Annotated in this window: 4 protein-coding genes; all 4 read left to right on the top strand. The window is 73.6% G+C overall.

What is annotated here, in order from left to right:
- The first annotated feature begins 5 nt into the window (after nucleotides 1-5).
- The 4 genes from ACFWU9_RS01550 to ACFWU9_RS01565 are packed head-to-tail and all read left to right on the top strand — an operon-like array spanning nucleotide 6 to nucleotide 14,379.
- Nucleotides 6-1,877 (top strand): amino acid adenylation domain-containing protein, encoded by a 1,872-nt coding sequence (locus ACFWU9_RS01550; protein ID WP_384313744.1) that lies wholly within the window; start codon nucleotides 6-8, stop codon nucleotides 1,875-1,877.
- A gap of 16 nt (nucleotides 1,878-1,893) precedes the next feature.
- Nucleotides 1,894-6,456, top strand: a complete 4,563-nt coding sequence (locus tag ACFWU9_RS01555) for a condensation domain-containing protein (protein ID WP_384313746.1) — start codon at nucleotides 1,894-1,896, stop codon at nucleotides 6,454-6,456.
- Between the two features lie 38 nt (nucleotides 6,457-6,494).
- The gene (locus ACFWU9_RS01560; RefSeq protein ID WP_384313748.1) at nucleotides 6,495-7,418 is read left to right on the top strand and encodes a 3-hydroxyacyl-CoA dehydrogenase family protein; all 924 of its coding nucleotides are present in this window, start codon (nucleotides 6,495-6,497) and stop codon (nucleotides 7,416-7,418) included.
- On the top strand, nucleotides 7,411-14,379 hold the full coding sequence (locus ACFWU9_RS01565) for an amino acid adenylation domain-containing protein (protein ID WP_384313750.1): 6,969 nt from the start codon (nucleotides 7,411-7,413) through the stop codon (nucleotides 14,377-14,379). Before ACFWU9_RS01560 ends, ACFWU9_RS01565 begins: the two co-directional genes overlap by 8 nt.
- Nucleotides 14,380-14,390: the final 11 nt, after the last annotated feature.

The following is a 14,390-nucleotide window of genomic DNA, read 5'->3' on the forward strand; positions in this document are numbered from 1 at the left end:
CCGCGGTGACGGACACGCAGCCCCTGCCGCTGCTCGACGCCTTCCTCGCCCAGGCCGCCCGGGCCCCCCACACCACCGCGCTCCTCATCGGCGACACCTCGCTCTCCTACCGTGAACTCGCCGACGCCTCCGCAGGCCTCGCCGAACTGCTGCGGACAGCCGGCGCCGGTATCGGCACCACCGTGTGCATCCGTCTCGAACAGAGCGCCGTCGCCGTCGTCGCCGTTCTCGCGACCCTACGGGTGGGAGCCGCCTGGTCCGCCCTGGAGCCGGACCTGCCCGTGGCCCGGCTGAGCGCCCTCCTGAAGGACACCGACTGCGCGGTCGTCATCGGCACCCGGGACGACCAGGACCTGGCCCTTCTGCCGGACACACCGCCTCTTCTGGCCGCCGAGGACCTCGACCTCGCCGCCCTGGCCGAGGCCGGAGCCGGTGCCGCAGAGGACCCGGCCCACCCGGTCCCGGAGACCGCGCCCGCCTACCTCATCTACACCTCGGGCTCCAGCGGCACGCCCAAGGGCGTCCTGGTGAGCCGAGGCCAGCTCGCCGACTCCGTCCGCCCGCGCGGCACCGTCTACGGCACCGGCACCTCGGTCTTCCTCATGGCGATGCGCCTCTCCTTCGACGGCATGCTCGCCGGCATGTTCTGGTCGTTCTCCCACGGCCACACCCTCCTGCTGCCCACCGCCCGTGAGCTGCGCCTGGCACCCGAATTCGTCCTGCTGGCCCGCCGGCACCGGGCCACCCACCTCATCGTCGTCCCCTCCTACTACCGGCTGCTGCTGGCCGGCCCCGGCCGCCTTCCGGACACGCTCCGGGTGGTGGTCGTCGCCGGCGAGGTCTGCACACCCGAACTGGTGGCGGGCCACCGCGCCCAACTGCCCGGCGCCCGGCTGGTCAACGAGTACGGGCCCACCGAGACCGTCGTCTCCTGCACCGTGGAGGACCGGCCCGACCCGGCGTCGGAACGCGTACCCATCGGACACCCCTGGCCCGGCGCCACCGCCCACGTACTCGACGAGACACTGCGCGACGTGGGGACCGGGGAGACGGGCGAGCTGTACATCGGCGGCGCCTTCGTCGCCCTCGGCTACGCCGGCGCACAGGCGGCCACGGCCGAACGCTTCGTCGCCTCCCCGTTCGGCCCGGCGGGATCCCGTCTCTACCGCACCGGCGACCTCGCCCGCCGCGACAGGAACGGCGCGCTGCACTACCACGGCCGGTCGGACCAGCAGGTGAAGATCCGCGGCGCCCGCGTCGAACTCGGCGACGTCGAGGCCGCGATCGAAGCACACCCGGCGGTCGACCAGGCCGTCGTGGTCTGTACGGAGGCGACCACCGGCGCGCCCACGCTGACCGCGTTCCTCACTCCCGCGCCGGGGCGTACGGCTCCGGACCCCCGCGAACTTCGCCGCCACTGCCGCGATCACCTGGTCGAACAGGCGCTGCCGACCAGCTTCGTGCGGATGGAGCGGATGTCGCTCACCTCCAGCGGCAAGGTGGACCGTGCCGGGCTGGCCGCTCTCGTGCCCGCCGCCGGGGGTCAGTCGCCCCGACCGGAGAACGAGGAAGACCGCACCGACCTGCACGGCACGCTCCGGACCGTCTGGGCCGATGTGCTCGGGCACCCCGACGCCGGGACGGACGACAACTTCTTCGGCGTCGGCGGCAATTCGCTCAAGATCCTTGAGCTGTACAGCGCGCTCGACGAGCGGTGGCCCGGAACCGTACGCGCCGGAGAGCTGTTCGATCTCACCACCATCGCGGCCCAGGCCCGCGCCATCGAGGAGCGCCTCCAGGCCGCCTCGGGCGACACCGGAGAACAAGCCCCGGCGGCGCCCGCCCCCTGTTCCGTCCCGGTCGCCTACGAGCTGTGATGAAGGAGTGGTCCGCGTGAAGGTAGGGACAACCGGTGCCGCCACGGCCGACATCGCGGTCATCGGCATCGCGACCCGGCTGCCCGAGGCGGCCGACCTGGACACGCTGCGCGCCAACCTGCGCGCCGGCCGGGACTCGGTGCGGCCCGTCCCCCACGAACGCGTCGCCGCCACCGGCCTCGACGCGTCGCTCGACTACCCGGAAATGGGCTACCTGGACCGGATCGACCTCTTCGACCACGAACTCTTCGGTCTCTCCCGGTACGAGGCCGAGGTCACCGACCCCCAGCACCGGCTGGCGCTCCATCTCACCCAGGAGGCGCTGGAGAACGCCGGATACACCCCCGCCGCACTGCGGAACAGCCGGACCGCGGTCGTCTTCAGCTCGCCCGGCAACGGATACCTGCCCTTCGTCGGCGAGCCCGGCACCCTCAGCCTCATGGGCAACATCCCCTTCGCCCTGCCGGCCCGCGTCTCCCACCTGTTCGCCCTGACCGGCCCGTGCTACGGCGTGGACACCGGGTGCAACGGATCGCTCGTCGCCGTACACCAGGGCTGTCGCGAACTCAGGGACGGCGAGGCGGACTACGCCGTCGTGGGCGGCGTGAGCCTGCGTCACTTCATCGCCCCGGCGGCAGCCGTCGACGACTTCCCCGGCATCGCGTCCCCGACCGCGCGGTCCCGGGCCTTCGACGAGGCCGCCGACGGCGCCGGCGCGGGGGAGGGCGGCGCGGTCCTGCTCCTCACCACCCTCGAACGGGCCCTGGACGAGGGGGCGTTCGTCCACGCGGTGATACGGGGCACCGCCACCGCGCACAACGGCCGCCACTCCGCCACCATCGCCACGCCCAGCGCCCGCGCACAGGCCGATGTCATCGCCCGGGCCTGGGACCGCGCCGGTCTCGACATCGGTACGGCCGGATACCTGGAGGCGCACGGCTCGGGCACCCGGCTGGGCGACGCCGTCGAGGTGGAGGGGCTGGCACTCGCCCGGCCGGGAAAGCGCGAGCCCCTCGCGATCGGGTCACTGAAGACCAACCTCGGCCACCTCGACCACGCGGCCGGGATCGCCGGACTGGTGAAGGCGATTCTCAGCGTGCGGCACGGAGAGCTGTACCCGTCCCTGCACTTCCGGCAGGTCGCGGCGGAGGTCGACCTCGCCGGGGCGGAGCTGGAGGTGGTGACGTCGCCGCGCCCGTGGCGGACCGAGGGCGTCCGGCGGGCCGGCGTCAGCTCGTTCAGCCTCGGGGGTGTCAACGCCCACTGCGTGGTGGAGGAACCGCCCGCCGCCCCGGACGTCCCGTCGGACGGGGCACCGCGGGTGGTCGGGGTGTCGGGGCGTACCGCGGCCGATCTGTACGAGCTGTGCGAGCGGCTCTCGATCCAACTGCGCACCAGCACACTGCCGTTCGAGTCCATCGCCCGGACCCTGAACACGGGGCGGGAGCACCACCCGTACCGTGTGGGCGTGGTGGCCGACCGGACGCGGCACCTCGCCACCGAACTGGCCGCCGCGGTCACCTGGGGCCGCCTCGCCCCGGCGTCCGCACCGGCCGGCCCGCCCCGCGTCGTCCTCCTGCTCTCCGGTGACGCACGGCCGGCCGCCGTGCCCGGTGTGCCCGCTCCTCTTCCCGAGAACCTGCGGTTCCCGGCCGACCGTGCCGACGCCGTACACGGGCAGGTGGCGGCGCACTCCGCCTTCGTCCGGGCCGGGATCGCACCGGACGGGCTGATCAGCTCGGGCGTCTCCCGTTACGCGGTCCGCCACCTCAACGGCACGCTCACCGACGAGGACATCAAGGACCTCGCGAACGGCGATGTCACCGCGTCACCCGTGGACCCGGAACGTCTGCGGGCCGCCGCCGACGAGCAACTGGCGCTCGGACCGGCCGTGTTCGTGGAGCTGGGCAGCCGGGGCGAACTGAGCGACATCCTGGCGGACCACCTGGCCGGGCGCCCCGACGCCCATGTGCTCACCACGGGGCCGGCGACGGACGGTGTGCTCGGCGCGCTGGCCCGGTTCTACGAACTGGGGCACGACATCGACTGGGCCGCGCTCACTCCGGCGGCCCGCCGCGTACCGCTGCCGGGCCCGCCGTTCCGGGGCGTCCCCTGCTGGGCGCGCCGCGGCGCCGAGACGCTCACCCCCTCCGCCGCGACGCCGCCGGACACCGAGGCCGCTCCCCGGGCCCCGGTGGTCCGGGAGCCCGCCGGGGAGGTACGGGCCCCGGCCGCGTCCGAGCCGCTCGCCCCGGCCGTACCTGAGCCGGCTGCTCCCGTCGTACCCGAGGCGCCCGCGAAGGCCGTCCCCGAGCCGCTCCTCGGAGCCGTACCGGAGCTGCCCGCCCCGGCCGTACCCGAGCCGCCCGCCGACGCGGGCCCCTCGGGCGGGGTGCTGCCCTGGCTACGGGAGACCCTGGCCGAACTGCTCTACGCGGACACCGTCGCGGCCGACGACGACTACTTCGCCATCGGCGGCAACTCCATCATCGCCCTGCTCCTCCTCAAGCGCGTCGAGCAGCGCTACGGCGTCAGCCTGCGCATGATCGACGTCTACGACCACCCGGCCGTCGCCGATCTGGCCTCCGCCGTGCAGGCCGATCTGACGCCGTCCACCGCACCGGCCCCGTCGCCCGAACCCGCGCTCTCCGCACCCGCCGAGGACACCACCGCACTCCCGCCGATCCGGCGGACCGACACGCTGGTGCTGTCCTACGGACAGGAGCGCATGTGGTTCCATCACCAGCTCGATCCGGGCACCACCCTCTACAACCTCCCCGGCGCGTCCCGTCACCGCGGCCCGATCGACCCGGAGGCCATGCGGCTGGCCTGGGAGGACCTGGCCGGGCGCCACGAAGTCCTGCTGTCCAACTTCGTCTCCGTCGACGGCCGCGCACGGCTCGCCGTCCGGCCCGCACTCGGTGACTTCTTCCGCTACGAGGACCTCACGGGAAGGCCCGACGCCGAGCGGACCGCCCGCGAGATCATCCGGGTCGAGTCCGAGCGCTCGCTCGACGTGGAACGGGACTCGCTGGTCCGGGTCACCCTGATCCGCCTCGCTCCCGACGACCATCTCTTCTGCTGGCTGACCCATCACGCGGTGAACGACGGGTGGGCGCCGCAGATCCTCATGCGCGAGCTGATGGAGTTCTACCAGGCACGCTGCGAGGGGCGGGAGCACCGCCCGGAGCCGCTGCCCGTGCAGTACCGCGACTACGCGCTCTGGCAGCGCGAGCTGATGGAACAGGGACTGCTCGACGGCCAGTTGAGGTACTGGAAGGAACGGCTCGCCGACCCCCCGGTCCTCGAACTGCCCACCGACCGCCCGCGCGCCGCGCGGATGGACTTCGCGGGCGCGGCCCACGGCCTGACGATCCCGCCCGAGCTGGTCGACCGGCTCCGCAAGGTCGGTGTGGAGGAGTCGGCCACGCTCTTCACGACGCTCCTCACCGGGCTCACGATGACCCTGTCCCGGTGGTCCGGCCAGCGGGACGTGGTCGTCGGAACGCCCACCATCGGCCGTACCCGTCCCGAACTCTGGGGCCTGCTCGGCTTCTTCAACAACACCATCGCGCTGCGCTCGGACCTCTCCGGCGACCCGGGCTTCCGGACCCTGCTGCGTCAGGTGCGCACCGGCGTGATCGACGGCCTGGAGAACCAGGAGATCCCCTTCGACGCCGTGGTGCGCGAAGTGGCCCCCGAGCGTGGCCCGGCCCGCAACCCGATCTTCGACGTCATGTACGTCCACCAGACGCTGCCCCCGCACTTCGTCTTCGGCGAGAGCCTGTTCGGACCGGCCGTCGACGAGGAGGGCGGGCCGCTGTTCCCGGGTCTTCCGCCGGGGACGTCCAAGTTCGACATCTCGGTGGTCGTCGGGGAGCGCTCCGGCGCCGACGACCTGGACGTGGTGGTGGAGTACAGCACCCACCTGTTCGACCGGAGCACGATCGCGGCGATGACCGACTCCTGGGTCGCCCTGCTGTGGGCGGCGACCGGGGACATCGACGTGCCGCTCTCCGCGCTGCCGGGCAGGCCCGCGGGTCACGTGGCGGACGCCCTGGCCGGTCTGCGCCCCTTCGAGCTGCCCACCGACCGGCCGCGGCCCCAGGGCGGCGGCGACGGTACGACGGCCCGTCACGAGGTCCCGCTCCCCGGCGCTCTCGCCCCGGCCCTCGACGAAGCCGGACTGCTGGCCGTACTCGCCACCCTGCTCACCGAGCGCGCCGAGTCCGACGAACTGGTCCTCGGTCTCCTCCGGCCCGACGGGGCGCCGCTGCCCCTGCGGATCGATGTGGCCGACGAGCCCTCCGTCCCCGAACTCACGCGCAGGATCGGCCGGTTGCGGGCGCGGGCCGAGGCCGGCCCGCCGCCCGGGGAGCCGGGCCCTCTCGACATCACCGCGGACCTGCGAGGCACCGGGGGCACTGCCGACGGGCCCGCACCCGACCTGCACTTCAGCGTCACCGACGACCGGATCGCCGTCGACTACCGCACCGAACTGTTCGACGAGGAGACGGTGCTCGCCCTGGCCGACGACTTCGTCGCCCTGGCGCGCGCCGCGGCCGCGTCCGCCGAATGACACCGCGAGCGCCCACCGACCGGGAAGGAACCACACGCGTGGCCGACAGCAAGGACAGTGAGCCGAACACGGCCAGGATTCCCGTGGGGGTGGTCGGAGCGGGCACCATGGGCACCGGTGTCGCCCAGTGCTTCGCGGCGGCCGGACACCCCGTCGTGGTCGTCGATCCGGACCCGGCGGCCCGTGCCGGCGGGCCGGAGCGGCTGCGCGCCGGAATCCGCGCCGCACGGCTGCTGCGCCGCCAGGAGCCCGGCCCCGTCGAGGAGAGGGTGAGCTGGGCGGCGGAGCCGGCCGCCCTCTCCGACGCCCTCCTCGTCGTGGACTGCGCCCCGGAACGGGTCCCGGTCAAGGAGGAGATCTTCCGCGCCCTGGACCGCCTGTGTCCCGCCCGCGCGGTGTTCGCCTCGTGCACGTCCGCGATCCCCATCGGCCATCTCGGCTCCTTCACCGGCCGTCCCGAACAGGTCATCGGCACCCACTTCATGAACCCGGCGCCGCTGAAGGACACCGTCGAGGTCGCCACCTCCACGTCCACGAGCGCGTACACCGTCCGCCGGACCCTGGACATCCTCGCCGGTCTCGGCAAGAAGGCGATCGTGGTCGGCGACGGCCCCGGGTTCGTCAGCAACCGCGTACTGATGCTGACCGTCAACGAGGCCGCCGCCGTCGTGGACGCGGGCACCGCCGACGCGGACACCGTGGACCGGGTCTTCAAGGACTGTTTCGGGCACGCCACCGGGCCCCTGCGCACCGCCGACCTGATCGGTCTCGACACCGTGGTCGACACGCTGGCCGTGCTGCGCGAGTTCACCGGTGACGACCGGTTCGGTCCCACACCGCTGCTGTCGAAGCTGGTCGCCGAGGGAAGCGTCGGCAGGAAGGCCGGCAGAGGGTTCCATCCGTATCCGTCGTCGCACCAGTCCATCCACCCGGGGCCCGCAGGAGCTGACAGCCATGTCTGAGCACGGCAGCACGTGGACACCGACCGCCGACGTGGTCGCGGAGGCCGTGGACATCCACGGCCCGGTGGACGTGACCCTTCTCCAGGACGCGATACGCCAGGTGACCGGCGAGGCGGAGGCCGTACGTCTGCGCGCGAGCGGTACCGGCACCGGCATCGGCACCGGCACGGAGTTCACCGACGGCGGGAGCGTTCCGCTGACCATGGTGGACCTCGCAGACGAGCCGGACCCCGGGGCCGCCCTCGATGCCTGGCTGCGCGAGGAGACGGCGCCGGGCCTCGGCACGTCACGGTCCGCGCAGGCCCTGATCCGGCTCGCGGACGACAGGTTCACCTGGTTCCACCGGCACCCCCGGCGCGCCCTCGACACGTACGGCTGCGCCCTCGTCAGCCGTCGCGCCGCCGAGATCTACACCTCGCTCGTGAACGGCCGGCCGGCCGCCGGGGACGTACTCCCGCCCCTCGCACGGCTCACCGAGGCCGAGGCCGCCTACCGGGCGTCGTCGGCGCCCGAGGACGACGCCGCCTTCTGGCGGGAACGTCTCGCGGGTCTCACACCCGCCGGACCGTCGGCGGCACTCGGCACCGCCCAGACGTCCGTCTCGCTTCCGCAGACCGCCGTGGACATGGAGCGGGTACGCGCGGCGGCCCGCTACTGCGGAGCCCACCCGAGAGCGTTCCTGATCGCCGCCGTCGCCGCCCATCTGCACCGGACCGGCGGGGCCACTGACGTGGTCCTCGGGCTGCCCGTCGACGGCCGTTTCGAGCGCGCCCTTCAGCGGGTGCCTGGCGCCGCCGAGGACATTGCCGCGCTCCGCGTCGACGTGCGGCCGGACACACCGTTCGCCGACCTTGTCCGACAGGTGACCCGCGAATCGCGGCGGGTCCGCCGCCACCAGAGGCTCCGGCACGCCGAGGTCTGCCGCGCGCTGGACGCGACCGGCACCGGCGAAACGCTCTACGAGGCGATCGCGGACGTACGCGAGGCACCGCCGGCCCTGCGCTTCGGCGACCACCGGGCGGCCGGCCGGCGTCTGGGCGGCCGGCCTGCCACCACGCTCAGCTTCCTGCTGGCCGAGGACCCCGACGGCCGGAACCTGCGCGTGAGCGTCCTGGGGCCCGCCGACCATCACCCGGAGACCGCCCCCGACGCACACGCACGGCGGCTCGGCGCGCTCCTGGCCGCCGCCGTCTCCGCGCCGGGCCACACGGTGGCGGCGCTGGCCCCGACGGCCGTCGCGGAGCCGCCCGTCGCCGGGCGGACGACGCGCGAGACGCTCACCTCGGTGCTGGACGCCGCCGCGCGGAGCACCCCGGACGCCGTCGCCGTACGCGACCGCACCGGACAGCTGACCTACCGTCAGCTGCACAGCCGGGCCAACAAGCTCGCCAGGCTCCTCATCAGCCGTGGCGCGGGCCCGGAGCGGCTGGTCGGGCTGCTGCTGCCGCGCACCACCGACATGCTCGTCGCGATGCTGGCCGTCCTGAAGTCCGGCGCCGCCTATCTGCCGCTCGACCCGGCCTACCCCGACGAGCGGCTGCGCTTCGTGGTCGGCGACGCCCGGCCTTCGTGCCTGCTCACCGACACCGTCCACGCCGGCCGGGACCTCGGGACACCCACCGGCCCGCTGGTCGTCCTGGACGAGGAGTCGGTACGGGCGGAGCTGGCGTCCGCCGCCTCGCACGACATCACCGACGGCGAACGCACCGCGCCGCTGACCCCCGGTCACCCGGCCTACGTCATCTACACCTCCGGATCCACCGGCACCCCCAAGGGCGTCGTCGTCACCCACCGGAACGTGCTGCCCCTGCTCGCCTGGGCCGAGGCGGACCTCGGCGCCGACGCGCTGGCGCACAGCCTCGCCGCCACCTCCTTCAGCTTCGACGTGTCCGTGGCGGAGGTGTTCCCGCCCCTGGCCACCGGCGGCACGGTCGAAGTCGTACGGAATCTGCTGTCGCTCCTGGACGACGAACCGCCCCGCTGGTCCGGCGGTCTCGTCTGCGCGATCCCCTCGGCGCTCGGCAAGCTGCTGGAGCGCACCACCCTCGACCTGTCCGCCCGCGCCCTGGCCCTGGGGGGCGAGGCGCTGCCCGCCGACCTCGCCGCCCGCGTGGCCCGGACGATGCCCGGCACCCGGCTGTTCAACGCCTACGGGCCGACCGAGGCCACCGTGTACGCCACCTCCTGGCGGGCCGACGGCGCGCCTGCCGGAGAGGCGCCGCCCATCGGCCGGCCGCTCGCCCACGTGCGCGCCTATGTACTCGACGACGCCCTGCGGCAGGTCGGGGACGGTACGGCGGGGGAGTTGTACCTCGCGGGCGACGGGCTGGCCCGTGGCTATCTGGGACGCCCGGGGCTGACCGCGGACCGTTTCCCCGCCGACCCCTTCGGCCCGCCCGGAACACGGATGTACCGCACCGGGGACCTGGTGCGCCGCCGTGGCGACGGGCAGCTCGACTTCCTCGGACGCGTGGACGAGCAGGTCAAGATCAACGGCTTCCGGGTGGAACCGGGCGAAGTGGAGGCGACACTGGCGCGCCACCCCGGGACCGCCGAGGCGATGGCCGTCGTACGCACCGACCACGCGGGGGACGCCCGGCTGATCGCGTACGTGGTCCCCTCCGACGCCTCCGCGCGGCCCGCGCCGCAGGAACTGCGCGGCTGGCTCGCGGAGCGTCTGCCGGCCCACCTGGTACCGGCCGAACTCCGGCTCACCGCCGCCCTGCCGCGTACCCCCAACGGCAAGCTCGCCCGCGAGAGCGACCCCGCGCCGCTTCCCGAGCCGGCGCCCCGACAGGAACCGGCACCGGCCGCACCGGCCGCACCCTCCGTGCCGGTCGCGCCCGCGACGGCCGTCACCCCCGCGCCGCCGGCCGTCGTCGCGCCCCCCGTCGCCCCCGCGCCCGAGCCCGCGCGTGAGGAGCCCGTCTCGCGCGAGGATCTGGTCGCCGCAGCCTTCGCGGAGGTCCTGCGGGAGTCCGACGTGGCGAGCGTGGCGAGGGACAAGAGCTTCTTCGACCTCGGCGGCGACAGCATCATGTCCATCCAACTGGTCAGCCATCTGCGCCAGTCCGGCCTCGTCCTCATCCCGCAGGACATCTTCGAGTACAAGACCGTCCAGGCCCTCGCCCGGATCGCACGCGAGACCGGCCGGCAGAGTTCCGGCGGGGACACGGCGGCCGTCGGCGACGTCCCCCTCACCCCGATCGTCCACTGGCTGCGCGACCAGGGCGGCCCCGTCGACGGCTTCCACCAGGCCGTACTCCTCCGGGTCCCCGGGGGACTTCGGGAGGCTCCGCTCACCTCGGCCGTCCAGGCGCTGATCGACCATCACGACGCCTTCCGGCTCCGGGTCGACCGCTCGGCGCCCGGCTGGTCCCTCGAAGTCCGCCCGGTCGGGAGCGTCCTGGCCGGTGACTGTCTGCGCCGCGTCCCCGCCGGGTCGCTCTCCGGGGACGCTCTCCTGCGCCTGCTGTCCACCGAGACCGCGCGGGCACAGGGCGAACTCGACGTGCGGGACGGCCGCATGGTGCGGGTGGTCTGGTTCGACGCGGGTCCCGACACGCCCGGCCGGCTCCTGTTCATGGCCAACCACCTGGCCTGCGACGGTGTGTCCTGGCGTGTGGTGGTGCCCGACCTGGTCGGCGCGTACCAGGAGATCGCGGCGGGACGCGGACCGGGCCTCCGTCCGGTCGAGACATCGCTGCGGCACTGGAGCCGCGCGCTCCAGGAGCAGGCCCGTACCGAGGAACGGCGGGCCGAACTGCCCCTGTGGGAGCAGACGCTGGCCGTACCCGGCCCCCGCTTCGCCCGGCGTCCCCTGGACCCCGCCCGCGACACCACCGGCACGGCCCGTTCCCGCACGGTCGTCTACGGCGCCGAGCGGGCCCGGCACCTGTTCACCACCATCCCGGCCACGTTCCACTGCGAGATCAACGACGTACTGCTCACGGCGCTCGCGCTGGCCGTGCAGCGGTGCATGGGCTCCACCGACGACGTGGTGATCGACGTCGAGGGCCATGGCCGCGAACCGGTCGTGCCCGGTGCGGACCTGTCGCGCACCGTCGGCTGGTTCACCAGCATGTACCCGGTGCGCCTCGCCCCCGGAGTCGCGCTCTCCGGCGGCACGCCGCCTTCCGGCGGCGACCTCGGACGCGCCCTGCGGAGTGTGAAGGAACAGCTCCGCGCGATCCCCGACAAGGGCATCGGCTTCGGCATGCTCCGCTACCTCGACCCGGAGACCGGTGCGAGGCTCGCCGCCGCCGAGCCCCGGCACATCGGCTTCAACTACTTCGGCCGCTTCCTCCTCCCCTCCGAGGGCGGCGAACAGGACTGGTCACCCGCCCCCGAGACAGGGATGACGGCGGGCGCCGACGCCGGGATGCCGCTGGACCACCCGCTGTCCATCAACGCCCTCACCGAGGACACCGCGGACGGCACCGCGCTGCGCATCGCGTTCTCCTGGGCGGACGGGATCGTGGACGACGAGCGCGTCGACGAACTCGTCGGCCACTGGTTCGCGTTGCTGGACGCGCTGGCCGCCCACGCGGCCGAGCCGGGCGCCGGTGGCCGTACGCCGTCCGACTTCCCGCTGGTCCGGCTCGACCAGCACGCGATCGAGCGGCTGGAGCGCGAGCACCCCGGGCTGGACGAGATACTGCCGCTCTCCTCCCTCCAGCAGGGCATGCTCTACCACCTGCTCCTCGGCTCGATGAACAATCCCGACGCCGACGGTTCCGGGGACGTGCCGCACTCCCTGTACACCATCCAGTTCTGGCTGGAACTGGAAGGGAGCCTGGACACCACCGCCATGCGCGGAGCCTTCCGCGATCTGCTGGACCGCCACCGCAACCTCGGCGCCGCCTTCGTGCACACCGGTCTTCCGCACCCCGTCCAGATCCTCCGCCCCGGCATGGACGTGCCCTGGCGGGAGACGGACCTCGGCCATCTGCCGGAGGAGCAGCGCGAACGCGAGGTCGAACGCCTGCTGGAGAAGGAGCGGACCCTGCCGTTCGAGCCGGCCAGGCCGCCGCTGCTGCGGCTCCTGCTGATCGGCCTCGGCGGCGACCGCCGACGGCTGGTGCTCTCCACGCACCACATCCTGCTGGACGGCTGGTCACTGCCGATCATCATCGGCGAGCTGTTCGCCCACTACCGGGCGCGGGTCACCGGGACTTCGCACGCGCTGCCCACCGGCACACCGTTCCGTGAGTACGCCAACTGGCTCTCGCGCGTGGACGGCGAGGCGGCCGAGGCCGCCTGGCGCACCGCGCTGGAGGGCTTCACGCCCACCAAGGTCGGGAACCGGCGGCCCGGCGAGCCGGTGCCGTCACAGCATCTGCGCTCCTCGCTCGGCGAGGACATCACCGGCGCGCTCGTGGGCACCGCCCGGCGGCACGGGGTGACGCTCGCGACCGTGCTCCAGACCTGCTGGGCCATCCTGCTCGCCGAGGAGACCGGTCGTCAGGACGTCGTGTTCGGCTCCGTGGTCTCCGGCCGTCCCGCCGAACTTCCCGGTGTGGAGGCGATGGTGGGCCTGTTCATCAACACCGTGCCCACCCGGGTGCGGCTCGATCCGGCGGAGTCGCTGGGCTCCCTCTTCGTACGGGTCCAGAACGAACAGGCCAAGCTCCTGCCGTACCAGCACATCAGCCTCACCGACATCCGCCGCATCACCGACAGCGGCGACATGTTCGACACGATGATGTCCTTCGCCAACTACCCGTTCGACGGCGAGGCGTTGCGCCGCCCGGCGCCGGGCCTGGAACTCATCCGCGCCTCCGGCGAGGACCGGCAGCACTACCCGCTGGGCGTGGTCCTCAGCCACCGTGACGACGTCCTGACGCTCCAGATCGAGTTCCATCCCCACCTCATCGACCCGGACCGCGCGAACGACCTGGTGGAACGCTTCGTCGCCCTGCTGACCCGCAGCGCGCACGCGCCGCACAGCGTCCTGGGCGACGTCCGCTCCGCCCAGCTGCTCGCGGAGGGGGCGGCGGACGCCCCGGCCGCGCCGCGACCGGCCCCGATCCCGGCCCCTGCCCCGGCCTCGGGCTCCCCGGCGCTCGGCGGCGGCACCGGGGTGCTCCTGCCGCTGCGTGAGGAGGGCACGCGGCCCCCGCTGTTCTGTGTGCATCCCGCGGCCGGTATCGCCTGGTCCTACGCCGGACTCACCGGTCCGCTCGGCACCGACCAGCCGCTGTACGGGCTCCAGGCACGGGGACTGGACGGATCACAGGTACTGCCGGGATCGGTCGCCGAGATGGCGGCGGACTACGTGGCCCAGCTGCGCACCGTACAGCCGGCCGGTCCGTACCATCTGCTCGGCTGGTCGTTCGGCGGCATGGTCGCCCATGAGATGGCCGTGCAACTCCAGCGGGCGGGCGAGGAGATCGGGCTGCTGGCCGTCCTCGACGCGATACCCCCGACGCCCGCCGACGGGACGCCCCCCGCCCCCGATGACGGAACCGCCGACACGACCGCCGACACGAACGGCGACGCGAACGGCGACGGCGCGGACGCGGCCGTCCGGTTCGGGCCGGACCATGTGATGCGGACCATCCTCCAGTTCTTCGGCTACGACCCCGCCATCTGGGCGGAGGAGGAGATGACCTACCCCCGGTTCCTGGAGATCGCCCGCGCCTACCCGGGCCTGCTCGCGACGTTCGACGAGCCGATGATCGAGACGCTCTGCCGCGTCTACACGAACAACGCCGTCCTCACCAACGACCACACACCGTCCCGTTACACCGGCGATCTGCTGGTCTTCACGGCCCTCGAAACCTCCGCCGACACCGCCGCGCGCCAGTGGGAGCCGTACGTCGACGGCGGTAAGCCCGACGTACGCGCCGTGGAGTGCCCGCACGCGGAGATGGGCCGGCCCGGCCCGCTGGCGGAGATCGCCGAGATGCTCGCCCCCGCGCTGCGCGGCCGGCACACCGGGCCGGCGGTGACCGGGTGACGCAGCCGGGG

Origin of the sequence: Streptomyces sp. NPDC058653 (genome assembly GCF_042716895.1) — a bacterium.
GTDB lineage: Bacteria > Actinomycetota > Actinomycetes > Streptomycetales > Streptomycetaceae > Streptomyces.

What these genes read in the sequence shown, in the direction of transcription:
- ACFWU9_RS01565 (WP_384313750.1), top strand. Translation starts at nt 7,411, where the DNA reads ATGTCTGAGCACGGCAGCACGTGGACACCGACCGCCGACGTGGTCGCG.